This window comes from Baekduia sp. Peel2402 (assembly GCF_052567285.1).
Genome location: NZ_CP199582.1, coordinates 1,789,856 through 1,808,296, shown reverse-complemented (window position 1 = coordinate 1,808,296; position 18,441 = coordinate 1,789,856). Strand labels below are relative to the sequence as shown.

Genomic DNA, 18,441 nt, shown 5'->3' with positions numbered 1-18,441 from the left:
ATGAGGAAATCCTCCTAAATGGCCACGCAGCAGAGCCCCACGGTCCCGACCACCCACGAGGAGTGGCTGGCCGTCTACGGCGCAACGCCCGAGCGCGACGCGGAGTTCATCACGCTCTCCGGCGAGGAGATCAAGCCGCTCTACACGGCGGCCGACGTCAACGACGCGCCCGACCACATCGGCCTGCCCGGCGCGTTCCCCTTCACGCGCGGCGTCTACCCGTCGATGTACCGCGGCCGCCTGTGGACGATGCGCCAGTTCGCGGGCTTCGGCACCGCCGAGGAGACCAACGAGCGCTTCCACTACCTGCTCAACCACGGGCAGACGGGGCTGAGCACGGCGTTCGACATGCCGTCGCTGATGGGCCACGACTCCGACCACCCCATGTCGCTGGGCGAGGTCGGGCGCGAGGGCGTCGCCGTCGACACGCTGGACGACATGGAGGACCTGTTCGCCGGCATCGACCTCGGCGAGGTCTCGGTCTCGATGACCATCAACGCGCCTGCCGCGATCATGATGGCCTTCTACGTCGCCGCCGCCGAACGCCAGGGCATCCCGGCGGACCGCCTCGCGGGCACGATCCAGGCCGACATCCTCAAGGAGTACATCGCCCAGAAGGAGTGGTGCTTCCCGATTGACCCCGCGATGCGGTTGATGGGGGACATGGTCGAGTGGTGCACGCACAACATGCCGCGCTGGCACCCGGTCTCGATCTCCGGCTATCACATCCGCGAGGCCGGCTCGACCGCCCAGCAGGAGCTGGCCTTCACGCTCAAGGACGGCCTCACCTACGTTGAGCAGGCGATCGACCGCGGCCTGGACGTCGACGACTTCGCACCCAGGTTGTCGTTCTTCTTCAACGCGCAGATCGACTTCTTCGAGGAGATCGCCAAGTACCGCGCGGCGCGTCGGATCTGGGCGCGCGAGCTGCGCGACACCTACGGGGCCAAGAACCCCAAGTCGTGGCTGATGCGCTTCCACACGCAGACCGCGGGCGTGTCGCTGACCGCCCAGCAGCCGCTCAACAACATCACGCGCACGGCGATCGAGGCGCTGGCCGGCGTCCTGGGCGGGACGCAGTCGCTGCACACCAACTCCTACGACGAGGCGCTCGCGCTGCCGACCGAGGAGGCCGTGCGGATCGCGCTGCGCACGCAGCAGATCATCGCCCACGAGACCGGCGTCACCTCCACCATCGATCCGCTCGGCGGCTCCTACTTCGTCGAGTCGCTGACCGACGAGATGGAGGCCGCGGCCTACGACTACTTCCGCCGCATCGACGAGCTCGGCGGGATGGTCGAGGCCGTCAAGCAGAACTTCTGCCAGCGCGAGATCGCCGACGCGTCCTATGAGCTCCAGGGCCGCATCGACCACGGCGACCGCGTCGTCGTCGGCGTCAACCGCTACACGGAGGGCGACGACGCCCAGACGCCGATCCTGCGCATCGACCCGGCGCTGGAGCGCAAGCAGGTCGACCGCGTCGCCGCCGTCCGCGGGCGCCGCGACGGCACCGCTGTGGAGGCCGCGCTGAGCGCCCTGAAGGACGCCGCCGCGCGTCCTGAGGAGAACCTCATGCCGCATCTCCTGGACGCGGCGCGGGTTCACGCCACCGAAGGTGAGATCATCAAGGCGTTGCAGGCCGTCTTCGGGTCGTACACCGAGACGCCGGTGTTCTAGGTCCCAACCGCTCTCCAGGAGAAGCCTCGTCCCATGAAGAAGCCCCTCGTCGGCGCCGCCGTCGCCGCGATCGCCGCAGGCGCCCTGGCGGTTCCCGCCCTGGCCGCCACCAAGACCGTCCAGGTCAAGGACAACAAGTTCGTCGCCAGCTCGATCACGGTCAAGAAGGGCACGACCGTCAAGTGGGTCTGGAAGGGCGAGGCGCCCCACGACGTCTCCGTGACCAAGGGCCCGGCCAAGTTCAAGTCGAAGGTCCAGACCTCCGGCAGCTTCTCCAAGAAGCTGACGAAGAAGGGCACCTACTCGATCGTCTGCACGATCCACGCGCCCGGCATGAAGATGACCGTCAAGGTCAAGTAGCGCGCGCGGGGCGGGCGGGGACCGGGTCCTACTCGAGATCCAGCTTCAGCTGCGCGCTGGGCCGGAGCCGCTGCACCCGCGGCGGCTCCGCGCCCGGTCCGCCCGCCGGCTTGAAGACCGTCACCACGTCGCGCGCGGACAAGGGCCCCGACGGGCGCCCGTCGCAGCGCTCGATGCCCAGCCGCCCGAGGCGGATCGCGGTCACGACGGCGTGGAACTGCCCGGTCGCGCCCCGCGCGAGCACCACGTCGCCGACCTTGATCTCCGCCATCGCGGGCAGCCTATCCAGACGTCGATGCGCGAGACCGGCCCCGGACGCTACGATCCGCGCGCCTCCGGACCGGGCGCTGTTCCCATCTCGGCCGGAAGGAGCCACTCATGTCTGCGACTCCCACACAGCGCAAGATCCGCGTCGTCGTCGCCAAGCCCGGACTCGACGGGCACGACCGCGGAGCCAAGATCATCGCCCGTGCCCTGCGTGACGCAGGCATGGAGGTCATCTACACCGGCCTGCACCAGACGCCGGAGCAGATCGTGGAGACCGTGATCCAAGAGGACGCCGACGCCGTCGGGCTGTCGATCCTCTCGGGCGCGCACATGACGCTCGTGCCCCGCATCGTCGAGCTGCTCAAGGAGCAGGGCATCGACGACGTGCTGATCACCGTCGGCGGGACGATCCCCAGCGACGACATCCAGCCGCTCAAGGACCTGGGCGTCTCCGAGGTGTTCACGCCCGGGGCGCCGACGCAGGCCATCATCGACTTCATCCGGTCCGCCGTCGAGGCCTCGCCTCGGCAGGGCGTCTAGAACGGACGCCGGACCGGCCGTGAGAAGCGCAGGATTCTTGTGGTCTCTGCGCCCGATTGACTCGTCAGTCAACGAAGCAGGTACCATCCCGAATGACCGTTCGCCAGAGGAGGCCCTGACACCGTGAAGATCGCCGTGTTGGTCAAGGAAGTCCCGGACGCCGCCGTCCAGAAGCGCATCGACCCGAGCACCGGTCGCCTGGACCGCTCCGGGGAGAAGAACCTCAACCCGTATGACACGCATGCCATCGAGGCTGCGATGCAGATCAAGGAGGGTGGCGCCGTCCCGGTCGAGGAGATCGTGGCCGTCACCATGGGCCCCGAGTCCGCCGTGCGCGCGTTGCACAAGGCCGTCTCGCTGGGCGCCGACCGCTCCGTGCACCTGAGCGACGCGGCCCTCGCGGGCTCCGACGTGGCCGCCACCGGCTACGCGCTCGCCCAGGTCCTGAAGCGTGAGAACCCCGACCTCGTCCTGCTGGGTCAGCAGAGCGACGACGGCGAGTGCTACACGATCGGCGCCGTCGTGGCCGAGTACCTCGGTCAGCCGTCGCTGACCCAGGTCATCAAGCTCGACATCGCCGGCACGGAGCTCACCTGCGAGCGCCAGGCCGAGTACGGCTACGACACCGTCAAGGTCACGCTGCCCGCCGTCATCTCGGTCGGCGACGCGATCAACGAGCCGCGCTACCCGTCGCTGAAGGCGATCATGGGCGCCAAGAAGAAGCCGCTCGAGACGGTCTCGGCCGGCGACGCGGACATCGACGCCGGCAAGGTCGGCGCCGAGGGCTCCAACGTGCAGTGCGGCGACTTCAAGGCTCCGCCGTCGAAGTCCGCCGGCACGATCATCGAAGACGAGGACACGGATGACACCGTGGCCAAGATCGTGGCCTGGCTCGACGAGCGCAAGCTCCTGGCTTAGAGAGGACTGACAGCGATGAGCAACATCCTGGTCTACGCGCTCCACTACGAGGGCGCCTTCAACAAGAACTCGCTCGGCGCCGTCTCCGAGGCCTCGCGCCTCGCGGGCGAGCTGGGCGGCGAGGCCCACGCGGTCGTCATCGGCGAGGGCATCAGCGACGAGCTGGCCGCCACGCTCGGTAAGTACGGCGCCAAGAAGGTCATCAAGGCTGAGGGCCCCGAGGGCCTCGCGGGCCCGGTCATCGGCGTCCTGGGCAAGCTGTTCGACAACGGCGGCTACGAGTACGCCGTCTTCGGCGGCGGCCTCCTGGGCTTCGAGATCGGCGCTGGTTTGGCCGCGCGCATCAACGCCGGCGTGACCATGGAGGTCACAGGCGTCAACGTCGACGGCGGCAAGCTCGTCGCCGAGCGCCCGATCCTCGGCGACTCGTCGATCTCCACCTCCCGCTACAAGGGCAAGGGCATCATCATCGCCCGCCTGAACGCGTTCGAGATCAAGGAGACCGGCAGCGACGCGCCGGTCGAGAACATCTCGGTCGAGCTGTCGCCGCAGGCGCAGCAGGCGACGATCGTCACGCGCGGTGAGCAGCGCGGCGCCGACGTCGACATCGAGGGCGCGAACATCCTCGTCGCCGGTGGCCGTGGCCTCGGCAAGGCCGAGGGCTTCGAGCTCTGCGCCGACCTCGCGAAGGCCTTCGGCGGCAACTCCGCCGTCGCCGCCACGCGCGCGGTGGTCGACGCCGGCTGGTACCCCTACGCGGCGCAGATCGGCCAGACGGGCAAGACCGTCGCGCCGAAGCTGTACCTCGCGGCGGGCATCTCCGGCGCGATCCAGCACAAGGTGGGCATGCAGGCCTCGGAGAACATCGTGGCCATCAACAAGGACGCCAACGCCCCGATCTTCGAGTTCTCGGATCTCGGCATCGTCGGCGACCTGAACAAGATCCTCCCGAAGCTGACCGAGGCGGTGAAGGCCCGCAAGGGCTAGGACCATGGCCGGCCGCAACGGCAAGGTGGCACCGGCGGCGTACCCGCCGCCGGTCGACACCCAGAAGGAGTTCATCAAGCGGGAGCTGGATCCCGAGGACGAGCGCATCGACGTCGGCGTCGCCATCGTTGGCGGCGGCACGGCGGGCCTCGCCACGGCCAACCGGCTCCTGCAGCTCCTCGCGGACGATCCGGAGACGATGGAGCGTCTGGGCGAGGTCCCCGTAGCGGTCATCGAGAAGGCCAAGGTCTGCGGCGGGCACAACCTGTCCGGCGCGGTCGTTCGGCCGGGGCCGCTGGAGGAGCTGTACCCCGAGTACTCGCGCGAGGACTGGCGCAAGGAGGGGTGGGCGTACGGCGAGGTCCACAAGGAGGCCGTCTACATGACGCCGACCTCCAAGCTCGCGATCCGGATCCCGCCGCCGCCGCCGTTTAAGAACCACGGCAACGAGGTCATCTCGGTGTCGGCGCTGGCCCGGTTCCAGCAGCGGCTCGCGGAGGAGGGCGGGGCCTACGTCCTGACCGAGACCGCGGCGACGCAGCTGCTCGTCGAGGACGGCCGCGTCCGCGGCGTCCGCTCCGGCGACAAGGGCCGTGGCAAGGACGGCGAGCCGCTGGGCAACTTCGAGCCCGGCACGGACATCACCGCGCAGTTCACGGTGCTGGCCGAAGGCTGCTGGGGTCACCTCACCGGTCCCGCGATCCGCGAGTTCGACCTGGCTGCCGGCGCTGAGCCGCAGACCTGGGAGCTCGGGGTCAAGGAGATCTGGAAGGTCGCCAAGCCGCTGGATCGCCTGATCCACACGATCGGCCCGTGGCCGGTCAAGATCTCGGCCAAGTACGGCCAGATCGGCGGCACCTGGATCTACCCGATGAAGGACGAGAAGACCGGGGACGACCTGGTCTCGATCGGCTTCGTCGTCGACCTCGACTACGCCGACGCGACCACGTCGGTTCACGACCTGCTGCAGCAGTTCAAGCTGCACCCGCTCGTGCGCAAGATCCTCGAGGGCGGCGAGCGCGTCGGCTGGGGCGCCAAGGCGCTGCCGGGCGGCGGCTACTGGTCGATGCCCAAACTGACGATGCCGGGCGCGCTGCTGGTCGGCGACTCGGCGGGCATGGTCGACACGGTGGCGCTGAAGGGCGTCCACCACTGCATCAAGTCGGGCATCCTGGCCGGCGAGGCGATCTACAACGCCCTCAAGAACGGCAACACCTCCCTGGAGTCCTACGAGGACGCCGTCGAGGAGTCGTCGATCGGCAAGGAGCTCTACCAGGTCCGCAACACGCGCCAGCCGTTCCAGAAGGGCTTCCTGCGCGGCGGTCCGCTGGTCAACGCGGCGATCGTCACCAAGGGCAAGTTCCCGCCCGGCAAGCTGGCGTGGCACAAGCAGGACAAGAAGCCGATGTTCATCGGCAACACGAAGGACGGCTACCCCAAGCCGGACGGCAAGTACACGTTCGACAAGCTGTCCTCGGTGTTCATCACGGGCAACGCGACCCGCGATGATGCGCCGAACCACATCCGCGTCAAGAAGAACGTCCCGCGCGAGGTCGCGGAGACGTGGCGCTGGATGTGCCCGGCCGGCGTGTACGAGATCCCGGAGGACGCGCCGGAGCACGGCAACGTCGACGTGATCGTCAACTACACCAACTGCGTGCAGTGCGGCGCGATCACGGCCAAGGGCGGTCGCCTGACGACGCCCGAGGGCGGCGACGGGCCGCTGTACCAGCAGACGTAGCCGAAGACTCGCCCAGAGGGCGAGCTTCGGTCGCGGGTGTTTGCCCAGAGGGCAAAACCCGCAAGCAGCGGAGAGGGGCGCCTGAAAGGGCGCCCCTTCTCGTTGTGCGATGTCTGCGCAACCATTCGGGTCCGCACCTGTTCAAACGGATGCCGCATGCCGCTCCGACGTCCCTTCCTCCTCGCCCTCGCCGCGCTCTCGCTCGCCCTGCCCGCCTCGGCGCCTGCCGCGTCGGCCAAGATCTCGCTGGCCGCGAAGGTGGCCGACTGCACCACGGGCACCGCCGACTCCGAGCGCGCCGCGGCGTTCACGGGGTCGATGTCGGCCTCGGGCGCCAAGCGCATGCAGATGAGGTTCCTGCTGATGCAGCGGTCAGGGACCGGGCCGAAGGGGACGTTCAAGAAGGTCGCGGTTCCCGGCTGGGGGTCCTGGGAGAAGGCCGACCCGGGGCGCAGCGCGTTCGTGTTCACCAAGCGGATCGAGGCGCTGACGGCGCCGGCGGGGTACCGCGTCGTGATCACGTTCCGCTGGCTGGACGCCAAGAACCACGTGACGAAGACCACGTCGCGGACGTCGGCGACCTGCGAGGTCGCCGATCCGCGGCCCGACCTGGTGCTGGGCGGGCTGGACGCGGTGGCGGCGGGGCCGGGGCGCGCTGCGTACACGGTCGCCGTCAGCAACGAGGGGCATTCGGAGGCCGAGCCGTTTGCAGTGACGGTGACCGTCGGCGGCGTCACGTCGGACCCGGCGATCCTCGGTCCGCTGGACGCCGGCGAGCGCGGAAGCGGGGCCGTGGCGGCGCCGCGGTGCTCGCCGGGATCGACGATCACGGTGACGCTCGACGTGGCCAACGCGGTCGACGAGAGCGACGAGGCCGCCAACGTCGTCCAACGCCCCTGCCCGCTGGCCTGAGGGACGGGTTCCAGACGGTGGCGTGACGCTACACTGGATCTCGATCATGAAGACCGCCATTCACCCGGAGTACGTCGTTTCGCACGTCACCTGTACGTGTGGCAACGACTTCTACACGCGCTCGACGCAGGCTGAGATCCACGTCGAGGTCTGCTCGCAGTGCCACCCGTTCTACACGGGCAAGCAGAAGATCATGGACACGGGCGGCCGTATCGACCGCTTCAAGCGTCGCCAGGCGCGCGCCGCCGGCACGAAGGACTAGCAAGCCCGCGCGATGTCGGACGCACCGCGCCCCGCCGACGGCGCACCCGCCGTCGGCGCCGGTGCGTCCGCTTCGCCCGTCGTTGAAGCTCCCGTCCCTGCCGTCGCGCAGGGCGAGGGAGCCTTCAGCGGCGATCTCGTCGCCATCCGCGACGCCCCCGTAGGCGGCCAGGCCGTCCTCGAGGGCGTGATGATGCGCGGCATCTCCACGTGGGCCGTCGCGGTCCGCAAGCCGCTGCCCGAGCAGCTCAAGCAAGGCGGCTTGGAGTCGGAGGAGGTGCCCCTCGGCGAGATCGAGGTCGTCAGCGAGCCGCTGACGAGCATCCTCAAGAAGCACCGCTTCTACCGACTGCCGCTTCTGCGCGGCGTCATCGCCCTGGGCGAGTCGCTGTCGATCGGCTTCAAGGCGCTGGCGATCAGCGCCAACGCGCAGGTGCCCGAGGACGAGAAGGAGATCTCGGGCGGCGTCTGGTTCGGCACCGTGCTGGTCGCGCTGTTGTTGGCGGTCGGCCTATTCTTCGTCGTGCCGGTCGGGCTGACGTCGCTGATCAAGGACCAGCTCGACTCCTCGCTGCTGTTCTGGCTGGTCGAGGGCGTCGTGCGCACCGCGATCTTCTTGGGGTACTTGCTGATGTTGAGCAAGCTCCGCGATCTGCGACGGGTCTTCGAGTACCACGGCGCCGAGCACAAGACGATCTCGTGTTACGAGGCCGGGCTGGAGCTGACGCCCGAGAACGCCCAGAAGTTCTCCCGCCTTCATCCCCGCTGCGGGACGAGCTTCCTGCTGGTGGTCATGATCGTCGCGATCTTCGTCTTCGCGCCGATCGGTCTGCCCGCCTGGTACTGGCTCGTGGCGACCCGCATCATCGGCGTCCCGCTGATCGCCGGCATCTCCTTCGAGCTGATCAAGTACGCCGGCAAGAACCGCCGCCGCGGCTGGGTCCGCGCCGTCATGTACCCCGGCCTGATGCTCCAGAAGCTGACGACCCGCGAGCCCGACCTGGACCAGCTCGCCGTCGCCATCGCCGCCATGAACGCCGTCCTCGACGTCGAGAACCCCCTGGGTGCGACGGACGAGGAGAAGGTGGGCATGGAGGTTGTCGCATGACGGCGCTGAGCGCCGCCAAGCGAGTGGCCTAAGCGCCACGCGCCGCCGCCAAGCGAGCGGCGTATCCCAGCCGTGTGGCGTTCGAGTGCCCGCGGGTGGGTGAACCTCGGCCGTCGGGGCAACTCGGAGGTCCGGGTCGCTTCGGCGTCGGTATGCGACGCGGGAGCGACCCGCGTCTCTGCTCGCCGGGTCCAACGGCATGTTTGTGTTCCATAGCGACACGAACGTGCCGTTCGATCGTGTCCCGCGGGCGGTCGCGTTGTCCCGGCGTCCCTGCGTCCCGGGCGGTAGCCTCAAACGTCGCATGATCGAGTCCCTCGTCGAGCAGATCGAGACCCGCTTCGCCGAGGTCGGCCGCCAGATGACCGATCCGGAGGTGATCGGTGATCGCAACCGGTATGCCGAGGTCGGTCGGGAGTACCGGCGGCTGGAGCCTGCCGCGAAGCTGGCGGAGGAGTGGCGGCATGCGTCCGACGACGCCGCGGGTGCGCGCGAGCTGCTGGCCGAGGGCGAGGATCCCGAGTTCCGTGAGCTGCTTAAGAGCTCCGAGGCCAAGATCGAGGAGCTGGAAGAGGAGATCCGGCTGTCGATGGTCGAGCCGGATCCCAATGACGACAAGAACGTGATCGTCGAGATCCAGGGTGGCGCGGGTGGGGAGGAGGCCGGCCTCTGGGCGGGCGATCTCTACCGGATGTTCACCCGCTACGCCGAGCGTCGCGGGTATTCCACAGAGCCCATGGACGTCGGCGACGGCAAGTACACGTTCGCGGTCAAGGGTGACGGCGCGTACTCGATCTTCAAGTTCGAGGGCGGGACCCACCGCGTGCAGCGCGTGCCCGCCACCGAGTCCCAGGGCCGGATCCACACGTCGACCGCCACCGTCGCGGTGCTGCCCGAGGCCGAGGACGTCGACGTCCACATCGACCCCAACGACCTGCAGATCGACGTCTACCGCTCCGGCGGCCCGGGCGGCCAGTCGGTCAACACCACCGACTCGGCGGTGCGGATCACGCACAAGCCCTCAGGGATCGCGGTCGCGATGCAGGACGAGAAGTCCCAGCTGCAGAACCGCGAGAAGGCGATGCGCGTCCTGCGCGCGCGCCTCTACGAGGCCGCGCTGGCCGAGCAGCAGGCAGCCTCCGCCGAGGCCCGGCGCTCGCAGGTCGGCACCGGCGATCGCGCCGAGAAGATCAGGACCTACAACTACGGCGAGCGCCGCGTGACCGACCATCGCATCAAGCTCACCGCCCACAACCTCGACGACGTGCTCGCGGGCGAGCTCGACGAGTTCACCGCCGCGTTGCAGGACGACGAGAAGCGCCGCGGCCTCGAGAGCCAGGCCGCGGCCTAGCTCATCGATGGCGTCCTCGCCCTTCGCCGGCGTCGGGGTCCGCGAGGCGCTCGACAGCGCGCTCGTCGCGCTGAACGGCGCGCGCGTCGACACGCCGCGCCTCGACGCCGAGATCCTGCTCGGCCACGCGCTCGGCGTCGATCGCACCGCGCTGTGGCTCGATCCCGACCGCGAGGTCACCGGCGACGCCGCCCGCTGGTTCCGCGACGCGATCCGCCGCCGGACCGTCGAGCGCGTCCCGGTCGCCTACCTCGTCGGGCACAAGGGCTTCCGCCACCTCGACCTGCTCGTCGACCAGCGCGTGCTCGTCCCGCGCCCGGAGACCGAGCACCTCGTAGAAGCGCTGCTCGACCTGCCCCAAGGCGCGCGCGTCCACGACGTCGGCACCGGCAGCGGCGCCATCGCACTAGCGCTCAAGGACGAGCGGCCCGACCTCAAGGTCAGCGCCTCTGACGTCTCGCCCGACGCGCTCGCCGTGGCCCGCGCGAACGCAGAAAAGCTCAACCTCAAGGTCTCCTTCTCCCAGGGCGACCTCCTCGACGGCGTCGACCCGCACGTCGACGTCATCGTCTCCAACCCGCCCTACATCCCGGACGGCGACCGCCCGACGATGATGCCCGAGGTCGTCCGCCACGAGCCCGGCCTGGCGCTCTTCGCCGGCGCCGACGGCCTGCGGACGATCCGCCCGCTGCTCACGCAGGCCGCGCAGACGCAGGCGACCACCGTCGCGCTGGAGGTCGGCGCCGGCCAGGCGCCGTCGGTCCGCGCGCTGGTCGCCGCCGTGGGCTTCCCGGAGGTCACGACCGTCACCGACCTCGCCGGCCACGAGCGCGTGGTCCTGGGCGAACGATGATCACCACCGAGCAGGCCGCCACCTTCGAGCGCTGCATGGCGGTCGGCGGCGTCGCGGTCTTCGGTGCCGACACGGTCTACGGCCTGGCCTGCGACGTCGCGTCGCGCGAGGCCGTCGAGCGCCTGTACGCCATCAAGGGGCGCCGGCCGGACAAGCCCGCCGCGGTGATGTTCTTCAACTTAGACCTCGCGCTGGCCGCGCTGCCGGAGCTGGGTCCGCGCACGACGACCGCGCTCGAAGGCCTGCTGCCCGGCGCGGTCACGCTGCTGCTGCCCAACCCGGCGGAGCGCTTCCCGCTGGCGTGTGGCCCCGATCCGACCACCGTCGGCCTGCGCGTCCCCGCCCTCGCGCCGACCGCCACCGCGCTGGCCGCCGTGCGCTGGCCGGTCCTGCAGTCCTCGGCCAACCCGTCGGGTGGCGCGGACGCCCGCCGCCTCGCCGACATCCCGCGACCGATCCTCGACCAGGCCGACCTGCTCCTCGACGCCGGCGAGCTGGACGGCACCGCGTCGACCGTCGTCGACCTGCGCCGCTTCGAAGACGACGGATCGTGGGACGTGATCCGCGAGGGCGCGGTCGCGGAAAGTTGCGTGGCGGCCACGCTGTCTTCGCTGTAGATTGCGGGCCGCCATGGTGATCGCCGTCGGGTCGGACCACGCGGGCTACCACCTCAAGGAGCACGTCAAGGCCGTGCTGCTCGCCTCCGGGCACGAGGTCATGGATGTCGGGACCGAGACGCCCGACTCGGTCGACTACCCGGCCTTCGCCGAGCAGGCCGCGCGCCTGGTCTCCGCGGGCCAGGCTGAGCGCGCCGTGCTGGCGTGCGGCTCGGGCGTCGGCGTCGCGATCGTCGCCAACAAGGTCGCGGGCGTCCGCGCCGTCAACGCGCATGACCCGTCCGAGGTCGAGATGGCCCGCCGCCACAACGACGCCAACACCGTGACGCTCAGCGGCGCGCGCCTGGCGCCCGACGCCGCCGACGCGATCGTCGCACGCTTCCTGCGCACCGCCTTCGAGGGCGGTCGCCACGCGCGCCGCGTGTCGCAGATTGCGGATCTGGACGGCAGTGCCGTTCAGTCTCCGGCCGTCGGCTGATACCGTCGAAGGCGTCGCGACTGGCGCCGAGGGAGGAATCGACCTCCGGGGAGCGACGAGCAGCACTTCTTTGCCGCGCGCCTGGGCCCAATCCATCGGATCCTTCCCAAAGGAGCAGCGCCGTGTCTTCCGATCTGAGCCCCGACTTCTTCACCCAGTCGCTTGCCGAACTGGACCCGGAGATCGCCGACGCGATCGCCAAGGAGCTGAACCGCCAGCAGACCACGCTGGAGATGATCGCTTCGGAGAACTTCGTCCCGCAGGCGATCCTCGAGGCGCAGGGCAGCGTCCTCACCAACAAGTACGCCGAGGGCTACCCGGGCCGTCGCTACTACGGCGGCTGTGAGTTCGTCGACATCATCGAGCAGCTCGCGATCGACCGCGCGAAGTCGCTCTTCGGCGCCGAGCACGCCAACGTCCAGCCGCACGCCGGCGCGCAGGCCAACGCCTCCGTCTACCACGCGCTGCTGCAGCCGGGCGACACGATCATGGGCCTCTCGCTCCCGCACGGCGGCCACCTCAGCCACGGCATGAAGCTCAACGTGTCCGGCCGCCTCTACGACATCGCTCCTTACGAGGTCGACCGCGAGAGCTCGCTGATCGACATGGACGAGGTCGAGCGGATCGCCAAGGAGCGCAAGCCCAAGCTGCTGCTCGCCGGCTGGTCGGCCTACCCGCGCGTCCTGGACTTCGAGCGCTTCCGCGCGATCGCCGACGAGGTCGGCGCGCTGCTGATGGTCGACATGGCGCACTTCGCGGGCCTCGTCGCCGCGGGCCTGCACCCCAACCCCGTGCCCTACGCCGACGTCGTGACGAGCACCGTCCACAAGACGCTCGGCGGCGCGCGCGGCGGCCTCATCCTCTGCAAGGAGGAGTACGCCAAGAAGATCAACTCGGGTGTCTTCCCGGGTCAGCAGGGCGGGCCGTTGGAGCAGGTCATCGCGGGCAAGGCGGTGGCCTTCAAGATCGCGGCCTCCGAGCAGTTCCGCGAGCGCCAGGAGCGCACGATCGCCGGCGCGAAGGCGGTCGCGGAGAGGCTCGTCTCCGTAGGCCACGGCGTGGACGTCCTCACCGGCGGCACCGACGTGCACCTCGCGCTGGTCGACCTGCGCGAGTCGGAGATCGATGGCCAGCAGTCTGAGGACCGCCTGCACGACATCGGCATCACGGTCAACCGCAACGCGGTGCCGTTCGACCCGCGCCCGCCGATGGTCACGTCCGGCCTGCGCGTCGGCACGTCCGCGCTTGCGACCCGCGGCCTGCAGGCCGAGGACTTCGCCGAGGTCGGCGACATCATCGCCACCGCCCTGACGCCGGACTTCGACGCCAAGCGCGACGAGCTGGCCGATCGCGTCAGCGCGATCGCGGAGCGCTACCCGCTCTACGAGGCGCTGAGCGCGGCGACGACCGCCTGACCGACGCGGCGATCGCCTGGCGCGCCAGGCGATCGAGCGTGATCGCGATCGGGACCGTCAGCAGCAGCACCTCGAGCAGCTCGACGGGCCCGATCGACCCGACGACGTAGACATAGAGCCACCACGAGATCACCAAGCCGGTGACCGCGCTGGCCAGGGCGAGCAGCAGACGGGACAGGGACATGACCCGTCTGCTGGTTCCACGGGCGACTGGTCAGGAAACGTCTGTGGTTCCCGAACGCGCCAGGATCCCTGCCATGACGGCAGCCTGGCGCGCGACGTCGTGCGCGGCGGCGGCGACGCGCGCGGCGGCGTTGGGCGACGGCATCGCGGCGGCGGCGGCCAGCGCCGCGGCCAGCGCGGCCGGGTCGTTGGGGTCAACCAGGACGCCGGCCTGGGGCGTGACGAACTCCGGCGGGCCGCCGTTCGTGGTGGCCACGACGGTGCGCGCCATCGCCATCGCCTCGAGCGTCGCCAGGCCGAAGGGCTCGATGCGCGACGGCTGGGCGAGGACGTCGCACGCCGCGTACCAGGCCGGCACCGCGTCGTGCGGGACCCGGCCGACGACCGTGACGCCCGGACGGCCTTCGAGCGCGCCGCGCAGCGGGCCGTCGCCGACGAACGTCAGCGAGCCGCGCCCGAGGTTCGCAAAGGCGTCGGCGAGGGCGAGCACGTTCTTGCGCTCGATCAGCGAGCCGACGCAGAGGATGCGCGGGTGGGTCACGTCCCCGCCAGCGGCGGCCGCTCCGCCCGGCCACTCCGCCGGCGCGGTCCCGTCCGGGTCGAACTGCGCCAGGTCTACGCCGAGGTCGCACACGTCGCAGGCCAGGCCGGGGAAGTGCGCGGTCAGGCGGTCGGCGAGCCAGCGCGAGTTGGCGATCACCGCCGCCGCGCCCCGCACGACCGGCCGCGTCGAGAGCCGCAACGGCGCGCGCTCCAGGTTCGCGACGTCCTGCCCGTGCGCCATCACAACCAGCGGGACCCTCGCCGCGCGCGCCGCCGCCAGCCCGGCCAAACCCGCCGGGAACAGGAAGTGCGCGAAGACCACGTCGGGCCGCATCCGCCGCGCCGTGCGCACCGCGTCGGCCGCCAAGCGCGCGTACTTGCCCTTCCCGCCGCCGCGCTGCCCGATCGCCGCAACCTCGACCTGATGGCCTTGCGCGATCAGCTCGCGGCGCAACGGCAGCAGGAAGCTGCCGAGGTCGGGCTCGGCCGGCGTGGGCCACATCTGCGTGACGAGCAGGATCTTCACGGCGTCGAGGGGAAGCCTCGCACGCCGACGCGCCGAATACCCTCCACACCTGATGACGGAGATCGACGCGGTCTACGCCTTCGTCGCCGCGTTCGCGGTGGCGGCGGCCCTGACGCCGCTGACGGCGCGCTTCGCCCGTCGCGTCGGCGCCGTGGACCAGCCCAAGGCGCGCGGCCTCGGGCGCGAGTCGACGCCGCTGCTCGGCGGCCTGGCGATCTACGCGGGCGCGCTGGTCGCCGGGCTGATCTTCATCCAGACCACGAGCCGCACGCACGACCGCTTCGTCGGAATCCTCGTCGGCGCGACGCTGATCACGATCGTCGGCGCGATCGACGACCGCTTCGACCTGCACCCGGCGGTCAAGCTGCTCGGTCAGATCGTGGCGGCGGTCGTGCCGGTCAGCGCGGGCGTCGAGGTCGGCAACATTACGGCGCCGTTCCTCGGCGCGGTCGACTTCGGCAGCGCCGCCGGGCCGATCACGGTCGTCGGCCTGGTGGCGATGATGAACGTCGTCAACTTCAGCGACGGCGTCGACGGCCTCGCCGCCGGGATCTGCGCGATCTCCGCGATCGCCTTCGCGATCATCGCCTTTGACCTCGATCGCTCCCACGCCGGGATCCTCGCCGCCTGCACCGCGGGCGCCGCCGCCGGGTTCTTGGTGCACAACTTCCCGCCGGCGTCGATCTACATGGGTGACTGCGGCGCGAACCTGCTCGGCTTCCTGCTCGGCTGCGTCGCGGTCGAGGGCGCGGTCAAGACGCAGGCGGTCCTGGCGCTGGTCATCCCGTTGGTCGTGCTGATGGTGCCGTTCTTGGACACCACGTTCGTGGTCCTCAAGCGCATGAAGTACAAGCGCAAGGTCTACGTCGCCGACGCCAACCACTTCCACCACCGCTTCAGCCGCATCGGCTTCTCCGAGCGCAAGACGTTGATCTACCTGTACGCCTGGACGCTGCTGCTCGGCGCCTTCGCCGTGTCGCTGCGGTTCATCCCGTACTCCGACAACCACGGCCACCTGAACTCGGGGTGGGCGATCGTCATCGCCGCGATGGCGCTGGTCGTCGCGGCCGCCTCGGTCTACTTGGTGTACGTGTTGGAGATCCTCAAGCTGCGGCGCCTGAGCGCGATCCGGATCCGCCGCGTGCGGCCCGAGGCGCACGAGGCCGAGGTCGACGCGGACGTCGAGCGGCAGATGGAGACGGGGGAGTTCGAAGCGATCCGCGGCGACTAGGCCGACTAGGCCGCGCGCACTTCGAACTCCGTCAGCGTCACCGGCCCGAACGACGTGATCAGCGCGACGTCGATCGCGTCGCGGCCGCGGCCGACCACCACGCGCCCGACGCGGCGGCGGTTGTTGCGGGCGTCGAAGGTGTGCCAGGCGCCGTCGAGCCAGACCTCGAACCACGCGGCGAAGTCCATCGGCTCGGTCGGCGGCGGCGCGTCGATCTCCGGGATGTAGCCGAAGACGTAGCGCGCCGGGATGTTCAGCGCGCGGCAGAACGTGATCGCCAGGTGCGCGAAGTCGCGGCATACGCCCTGGCCGGCGCGGTAGGCGTCGGCCGCCGTCGTCCACGGGTTCGACGCGCCGGCCACCCACTCCAGGTGGCCGTGGACGAAGTCGACGATCGCCTGCACGCGCTCCCAGCCCGGGGCCAGCGAGCCGAAACGCTGCCAGGCCTCGTGGCCGAGCTCGTCGGGCAGGCAGAAGCGGCTCGGCATCAGGAACGCGACGAGCTGGTCGTCCAGCTCCATGATCGGCGTCTCGGCCGCGCCGGGCACGATCTGGTCGCTGGGTGCGGCGATCGCGACCTCGGCCTCGTAGCGCAGCCGCGAGGCGCCGGCCGGGAGCGTGAAGCGCTCGCAGCGGTTCTCATACAGGTCGAGGTAGCCGTGGTGGGAGGCGTCGGTCTCCCAGCGCTCGGCGCGCAGCTCGTGGCCGGAGCCCGACGGCGCGACCTGGAGGACCGCCGCGACGGGCTGGGGCGTCTGGAAGCCGAAGGTGCATCCCACGGTGAGGACCAGCGGCTCAGGGGCGTTGCGGTGAACGCCTCACACGCTAGCGCCGTAGACCGTGCCGCGGTAGATGCGCGCGATCGCGGCGATCAGCTGCGCGTCGGGCACGGGCTCGTCCTGGACCAACTGCTGGTAGAAGGTGCGCTCGACCATCCAGGTCAGCGCGAAGGCGGTCGCCTCGGCGGAGTCGTGGTCCAGGTGCGCCTCGGTCTCGATCCGGCGCGCGGTCGCGTCGACGAACTGCTGGAGCAGGCCGCGCCAGAACGTCGCGATGTCCTCCTCGTAGGTGGAGACCTCGACGATCGCGCGGATCAGCACGCCGTGCTCGCGGTACAGCGCGGCGATCCGCGTGAGCGCCTCGCGGATCTCCTGCTCGGGGTCGCCGTCGCCCGAGAACCAGATGTCGGCCTGCGCGTAGAGCAGCTCGGTGACGTCGCCCGCCAGCCGCATCAGCAGGTCGCGCTTGTCGGCGAAGTAGAAGTAGAACGCGGTGCGCGAGATGCCCGCGGCCTTGGCGATCTTCTCGACGTTGAGGTCGGCGTAGGAGGACCCGGACGCCAGCAGCTCCTCGGTGGCGCGCAGGACGTCGGCTTGGACCTGGGCGCGCTTGGCGGTCGCCGGTCCCTCGCGATGGGACACGGGGGAGGTCGTGCGAGGTTCGTCGTCGGCGGCCATCTGCATCCCAAGATACCCGCGGGAGGCTGACACCCTGTCAAAAATCGCTTGACACCCTGTTTGACAGGGTGTCAGGATCGCTCCTATGGCCAACCTCCTCGAACTGACCTCGCAGGGCGACGTCGGCACGATCAGCGACGAGTCCAAGCTCTCCAAGGTCGTGCTGATGGATCCCCAGAAGCTCTATGAGCTGTGGGAGCGCCAGCCCTGGCAGAGCCACACCATCGACTTCGCCCAAGACCGGGAGGACTGGGCGGCGTTGAGCGACGAGGACAAGGACAACATCGTCTGGTTCTTGTCGTCGTTCTTCATCGGGGAGGAGCGGGTCGCGACGCAGTTCAACGGCCTGGTCGGCGCCTACGAGACCCAGAGCGAGGAGCACTTCCTCACGACCCAGCAGGTCGACGAGGCGCGCCACGCCCAGCACTTCAACAACTTCTACCGCGAGGTCATCGGCCACGACGGCAGCTTCGAGGACCGCCTGGAGCGCGCCCGCGAGGACCTCAACGACGCGTTCAAGGTGCTCTTCGACGAGGTCCTCGTCGACGCCAACAAGCGCCTGCTCGCCGATCCGAGCGACATGGACGCCAAGGTCGACTTCGTCACGACCTACCACATGGTCATCGAGGGCACGCTCGCGCTGACCGGCCAGGACACGCTCACGCGCGTCTTCGAGCAGCGCGGCATCCTGCCCGGCTTCCTGGAGGGCTTTCGCAAGATCTCCCAGGACGAGCACCGCCACGTCGCCTACGGCACCTGGTTCTTGCAGCAGAAGGCGCGCCAGGACCCGGCGCTGGCGCGGCGCATCCAGCAGACGCTCGCCGAGCTGATCCCGATCGCGGCCGGCGTGCTGACGCCGCGCGGCTTCGAGGTCGGCGAGTCCTACGAGATCCTCGGCGTGCGCTCCGACGAGGTCCACGGCTTCGCGTTCCAGGCGCTCTCGCGGCGGTTGAAGGTGATCGGCGTGTCGCTGGCGCCGGCCGAGCCCGAGCCTGAGGCCACCCCCGTTTAGATGG

The 18,441-nt window shown here is 70.0% G+C and carries 21 protein-coding genes and 1 riboswitch; of the genes, 16 read left to right on the top strand and 5 right to left on the bottom strand.

Going from position 1 to position 18,441, the window contains the following annotated elements:
- The first annotated feature begins 18 nt into the window (after window positions 1–18).
- Window positions 19–1,677: an acyl-CoA mutase large subunit family protein gene (locus ACT01A_RS08850; RefSeq protein WP_445151876.1), complete on the top strand. Its 1,659-nt coding sequence runs from the start codon at window positions 19–21 to the stop codon at window positions 1,675–1,677.
- Between the two features lie 33 nt (window positions 1,678–1,710).
- Window positions 1,711–2,037, top strand: coding sequence for a cupredoxin domain-containing protein (locus tag ACT01A_RS08845; RefSeq protein WP_445151875.1), 327 nt, complete (start codon window positions 1,711–1,713; stop codon window positions 2,035–2,037).
- A gap of 28 nt (window positions 2,038–2,065) precedes the next feature.
- Here the strand turns inward: ACT01A_RS08845 and ACT01A_RS08840 are convergent, their stop codons facing one another.
- Window positions 2,066–2,308, bottom strand: coding sequence for a hypothetical protein (locus ACT01A_RS08840; RefSeq protein ID WP_445151874.1), 243 nt, complete (start codon window positions 2,306–2,308; stop codon window positions 2,066–2,068).
- Between the two features lie 107 nt (window positions 2,309–2,415).
- Here ACT01A_RS08840 and ACT01A_RS08835 point away from each other — a divergent pair, with 107 nt between their 5' ends.
- The 12 genes from ACT01A_RS08835 to glyA all read left to right on the top strand — a co-directional run bounded on the left by ACT01A_RS08835 (window position 2,416) and on the right by glyA (window position 13,485).
- The gene (locus ACT01A_RS08835; RefSeq protein WP_445151873.1) at window positions 2,416–2,844 is read left to right on the top strand and encodes a cobalamin B12-binding domain-containing protein; all 429 of its coding nucleotides are present in this window, start codon (window positions 2,416–2,418) and stop codon (window positions 2,842–2,844) included.
- Window positions 2,845–2,967: 123 nt separating this feature from the next.
- A complete protein-coding gene (locus ACT01A_RS08830; RefSeq protein ID WP_445151872.1) occupies window positions 2,968–3,762 on the top strand; it encodes an electron transfer flavoprotein subunit beta/FixA family protein in 795 nt (264 codons plus the stop codon).
- Between the two features lie 15 nt (window positions 3,763–3,777).
- Complete coding sequence (locus tag ACT01A_RS08825; protein ID WP_445151871.1) at window positions 3,778–4,749, top strand: electron transfer flavoprotein subunit alpha/FixB family protein; 972 nt, start codon at window positions 3,778–3,780, stop codon at window positions 4,747–4,749.
- 4 nt (window positions 4,750–4,753) lie between these two features.
- Complete coding sequence (locus ACT01A_RS08820; RefSeq protein WP_445151870.1) at window positions 4,754–6,490, top strand: 4Fe-4S dicluster domain-containing protein; 1,737 nt, start codon at window positions 4,754–4,756, stop codon at window positions 6,488–6,490.
- Window positions 6,491–6,646: 156 nt separating this feature from the next.
- Window positions 6,647–7,402: a CARDB domain-containing protein gene (locus tag ACT01A_RS08815; RefSeq protein WP_445151869.1), complete on the top strand. Its 756-nt coding sequence runs from the start codon at window positions 6,647–6,649 to the stop codon at window positions 7,400–7,402.
- A gap of 46 nt (window positions 7,403–7,448) precedes the next feature.
- Entirely contained in the window at window positions 7,449–7,664 is a 216-nt protein-coding gene (gene rpmE / locus ACT01A_RS08810) for a 50S ribosomal protein L31 (protein ID WP_445151868.1), read from the top strand.
- Between the two features lie 12 nt (window positions 7,665–7,676).
- Window positions 7,677–8,771: a DUF1385 domain-containing protein gene (locus ACT01A_RS08805; RefSeq protein ID WP_445151867.1), complete on the top strand. Its 1,095-nt coding sequence runs from the start codon at window positions 7,677–7,679 to the stop codon at window positions 8,769–8,771.
- 304 nt (window positions 8,772–9,075) lie between these two features.
- Window positions 9,076–10,122, top strand: a complete 1,047-nt coding sequence (prfA, locus tag ACT01A_RS08800; RefSeq protein WP_445151866.1) for a peptide chain release factor 1 — start codon at window positions 9,076–9,078, stop codon at window positions 10,120–10,122.
- A gap of 7 nt (window positions 10,123–10,129) precedes the next feature.
- On the top strand, window positions 10,130–10,975 hold the full coding sequence (gene prmC, locus ACT01A_RS08795) for a peptide chain release factor N(5)-glutamine methyltransferase (protein WP_445151865.1): 846 nt from the start codon (window positions 10,130–10,132) through the stop codon (window positions 10,973–10,975).
- Window positions 10,972–11,592 carry a Sua5/YciO/YrdC/YwlC family protein gene (locus tag ACT01A_RS08790; RefSeq protein ID WP_445151864.1) on the top strand — a complete coding sequence of 207 codons (621 nt, stop codon included), beginning with the start codon at window positions 10,972–10,974 and terminating at the stop codon, window positions 11,590–11,592. The genes prmC and ACT01A_RS08790 overlap by 4 nt, the downstream gene beginning before the upstream one ends.
- A 13-nt stretch (window positions 11,593–11,605) precedes the next feature.
- A complete protein-coding gene (gene rpiB / locus ACT01A_RS08785) occupies window positions 11,606–12,070 on the top strand; it encodes a ribose 5-phosphate isomerase B (protein ID WP_445151863.1) in 465 nt (154 codons plus the stop codon).
- A 6-nt stretch (window positions 12,071–12,076) separates the two neighbouring features.
- Window positions 12,077–12,164, top strand: a riboswitch (ZMP/ZTP riboswitch).
- Between the two features lie 28 nt (window positions 12,165–12,192).
- Window positions 12,193–13,485 carry a serine hydroxymethyltransferase gene (gene glyA / locus ACT01A_RS08780; protein ID WP_445151862.1) on the top strand — a complete coding sequence of 431 codons (1,293 nt, stop codon included), beginning with the start codon at window positions 12,193–12,195 and terminating at the stop codon, window positions 13,483–13,485.
- Here the strand turns inward: glyA and ACT01A_RS08775 are convergent.
- Together ACT01A_RS08775 and ACT01A_RS08770 are read right to left on the bottom strand one after the other, a co-directional pair.
- Window positions 13,424–13,669 carry a hypothetical protein gene (locus tag ACT01A_RS08775; RefSeq protein ID WP_445151861.1) on the bottom strand — a complete coding sequence of 82 codons (246 nt, stop codon included), beginning with the start codon at window positions 13,667–13,669 and terminating at the stop codon, window positions 13,424–13,426. The genes glyA and ACT01A_RS08775 overlap by 62 nt on opposite strands.
- 30 nt (window positions 13,670–13,699) lie before the next feature.
- On the bottom strand, window positions 13,700–14,737 hold the full coding sequence (locus ACT01A_RS08770) for a glycosyltransferase (protein WP_445151860.1): 1,038 nt from the start codon (window positions 14,735–14,737) through the stop codon (window positions 13,700–13,702).
- A gap of 52 nt (window positions 14,738–14,789) precedes the next feature.
- On the opposite strand from ACT01A_RS08770, the gene ACT01A_RS08765 reads away from it, so the two are divergent.
- Window positions 14,790–15,968, top strand: coding sequence for a glycosyltransferase family 4 protein (locus ACT01A_RS08765; RefSeq protein WP_445151859.1), 1,179 nt, complete (start codon window positions 14,790–14,792; stop codon window positions 15,966–15,968).
- A 5-nt stretch (window positions 15,969–15,973) separates the two neighbouring features.
- Here ACT01A_RS08765 and ACT01A_RS08760 read toward each other — a convergent pair whose 3' ends face one another.
- Window positions 15,974–16,747: a transglutaminase-like domain-containing protein gene (locus ACT01A_RS08760; protein WP_445151858.1), complete on the bottom strand. Its 774-nt coding sequence runs from the start codon at window positions 16,745–16,747 to the stop codon at window positions 15,974–15,976.
- A 39-nt stretch (window positions 16,748–16,786) separates the two neighbouring features.
- Window positions 16,787–17,425: a TetR/AcrR family transcriptional regulator gene (locus ACT01A_RS08755; protein ID WP_445151857.1), complete on the bottom strand. Its 639-nt coding sequence runs from the start codon at window positions 17,423–17,425 to the stop codon at window positions 16,787–16,789.
- A gap of 85 nt (window positions 17,426–17,510) precedes the next feature.
- Between ACT01A_RS08755 and ACT01A_RS08750 the strand changes: the two genes are divergently transcribed.
- Window positions 17,511–18,437, top strand: coding sequence for a ribonucleotide-diphosphate reductase subunit beta (locus ACT01A_RS08750; protein ID WP_445151856.1), 927 nt, complete (start codon window positions 17,511–17,513; stop codon window positions 18,435–18,437).
- Window positions 18,438–18,441 lie beyond the last annotated feature (4 nt).

Coding starts and splice junctions, on each gene's coding strand:
- ACT01A_RS08825 (WP_445151871.1), top strand. CDS start 3,778: ATGAGCAACATCCTGGTCTACGCGCTCCACTACGAGGGCGCCTTCAAC.
- ACT01A_RS08765 (WP_445151859.1), top strand. CDS start 14,790: ATGACGGAGATCGACGCGGTCTACGCCTTCGTCGCCGCGTTCGCGGTG.
- prmC (WP_445151865.1), top strand. CDS start 10,130: ATGGCGTCCTCGCCCTTCGCCGGCGTCGGGGTCCGCGAGGCGCTCGAC.
- ACT01A_RS08750 (WP_445151856.1), top strand. CDS start 17,511: ATGGCCAACCTCCTCGAACTGACCTCGCAGGGCGACGTCGGCACGATC.
- rpiB (WP_445151863.1), top strand. CDS start 11,606: ATGGTGATCGCCGTCGGGTCGGACCACGCGGGCTACCACCTCAAGGAG.
- rpmE (WP_445151868.1), top strand. CDS start 7,449: ATGAAGACCGCCATTCACCCGGAGTACGTCGTTTCGCACGTCACCTGT.
- ACT01A_RS08790 (WP_445151864.1), top strand. CDS start 10,972: ATGATCACCACCGAGCAGGCCGCCACCTTCGAGCGCTGCATGGCGGTC.
- ACT01A_RS08850 (WP_445151876.1), top strand. CDS start 19: ATGGCCACGCAGCAGAGCCCCACGGTCCCGACCACCCACGAGGAGTGG.
- ACT01A_RS08820 (WP_445151870.1), top strand. CDS start 4,754: ATGGCCGGCCGCAACGGCAAGGTGGCACCGGCGGCGTACCCGCCGCCG.
- ACT01A_RS08775 (WP_445151861.1), bottom strand. CDS start 13,669: ATGTCCCTGTCCCGTCTGCTGCTCGCCCTGGCCAGCGCGGTCACCGGC.
- ACT01A_RS08805 (WP_445151867.1), top strand. CDS start 7,677: ATGTCGGACGCACCGCGCCCCGCCGACGGCGCACCCGCCGTCGGCGCC.
- ACT01A_RS08845 (WP_445151875.1), top strand. CDS start 1,711: ATGAAGAAGCCCCTCGTCGGCGCCGCCGTCGCCGCGATCGCCGCAGGC.
- ACT01A_RS08835 (WP_445151873.1), top strand. CDS start 2,416: ATGTCTGCGACTCCCACACAGCGCAAGATCCGCGTCGTCGTCGCCAAG.
- ACT01A_RS08815 (WP_445151869.1), top strand. CDS start 6,647: ATGCCGCTCCGACGTCCCTTCCTCCTCGCCCTCGCCGCGCTCTCGCTC.
- prfA (WP_445151866.1), top strand. CDS start 9,076: ATGATCGAGTCCCTCGTCGAGCAGATCGAGACCCGCTTCGCCGAGGTC.
- ACT01A_RS08840 (WP_445151874.1), bottom strand. CDS start 2,308: ATGGCGGAGATCAAGGTCGGCGACGTGGTGCTCGCGCGGGGCGCGACC.
- ACT01A_RS08755 (WP_445151857.1), bottom strand. CDS start 17,425: ATGGCCGCCGACGACGAACCTCGCACGACCTCCCCCGTGTCCCATCGC.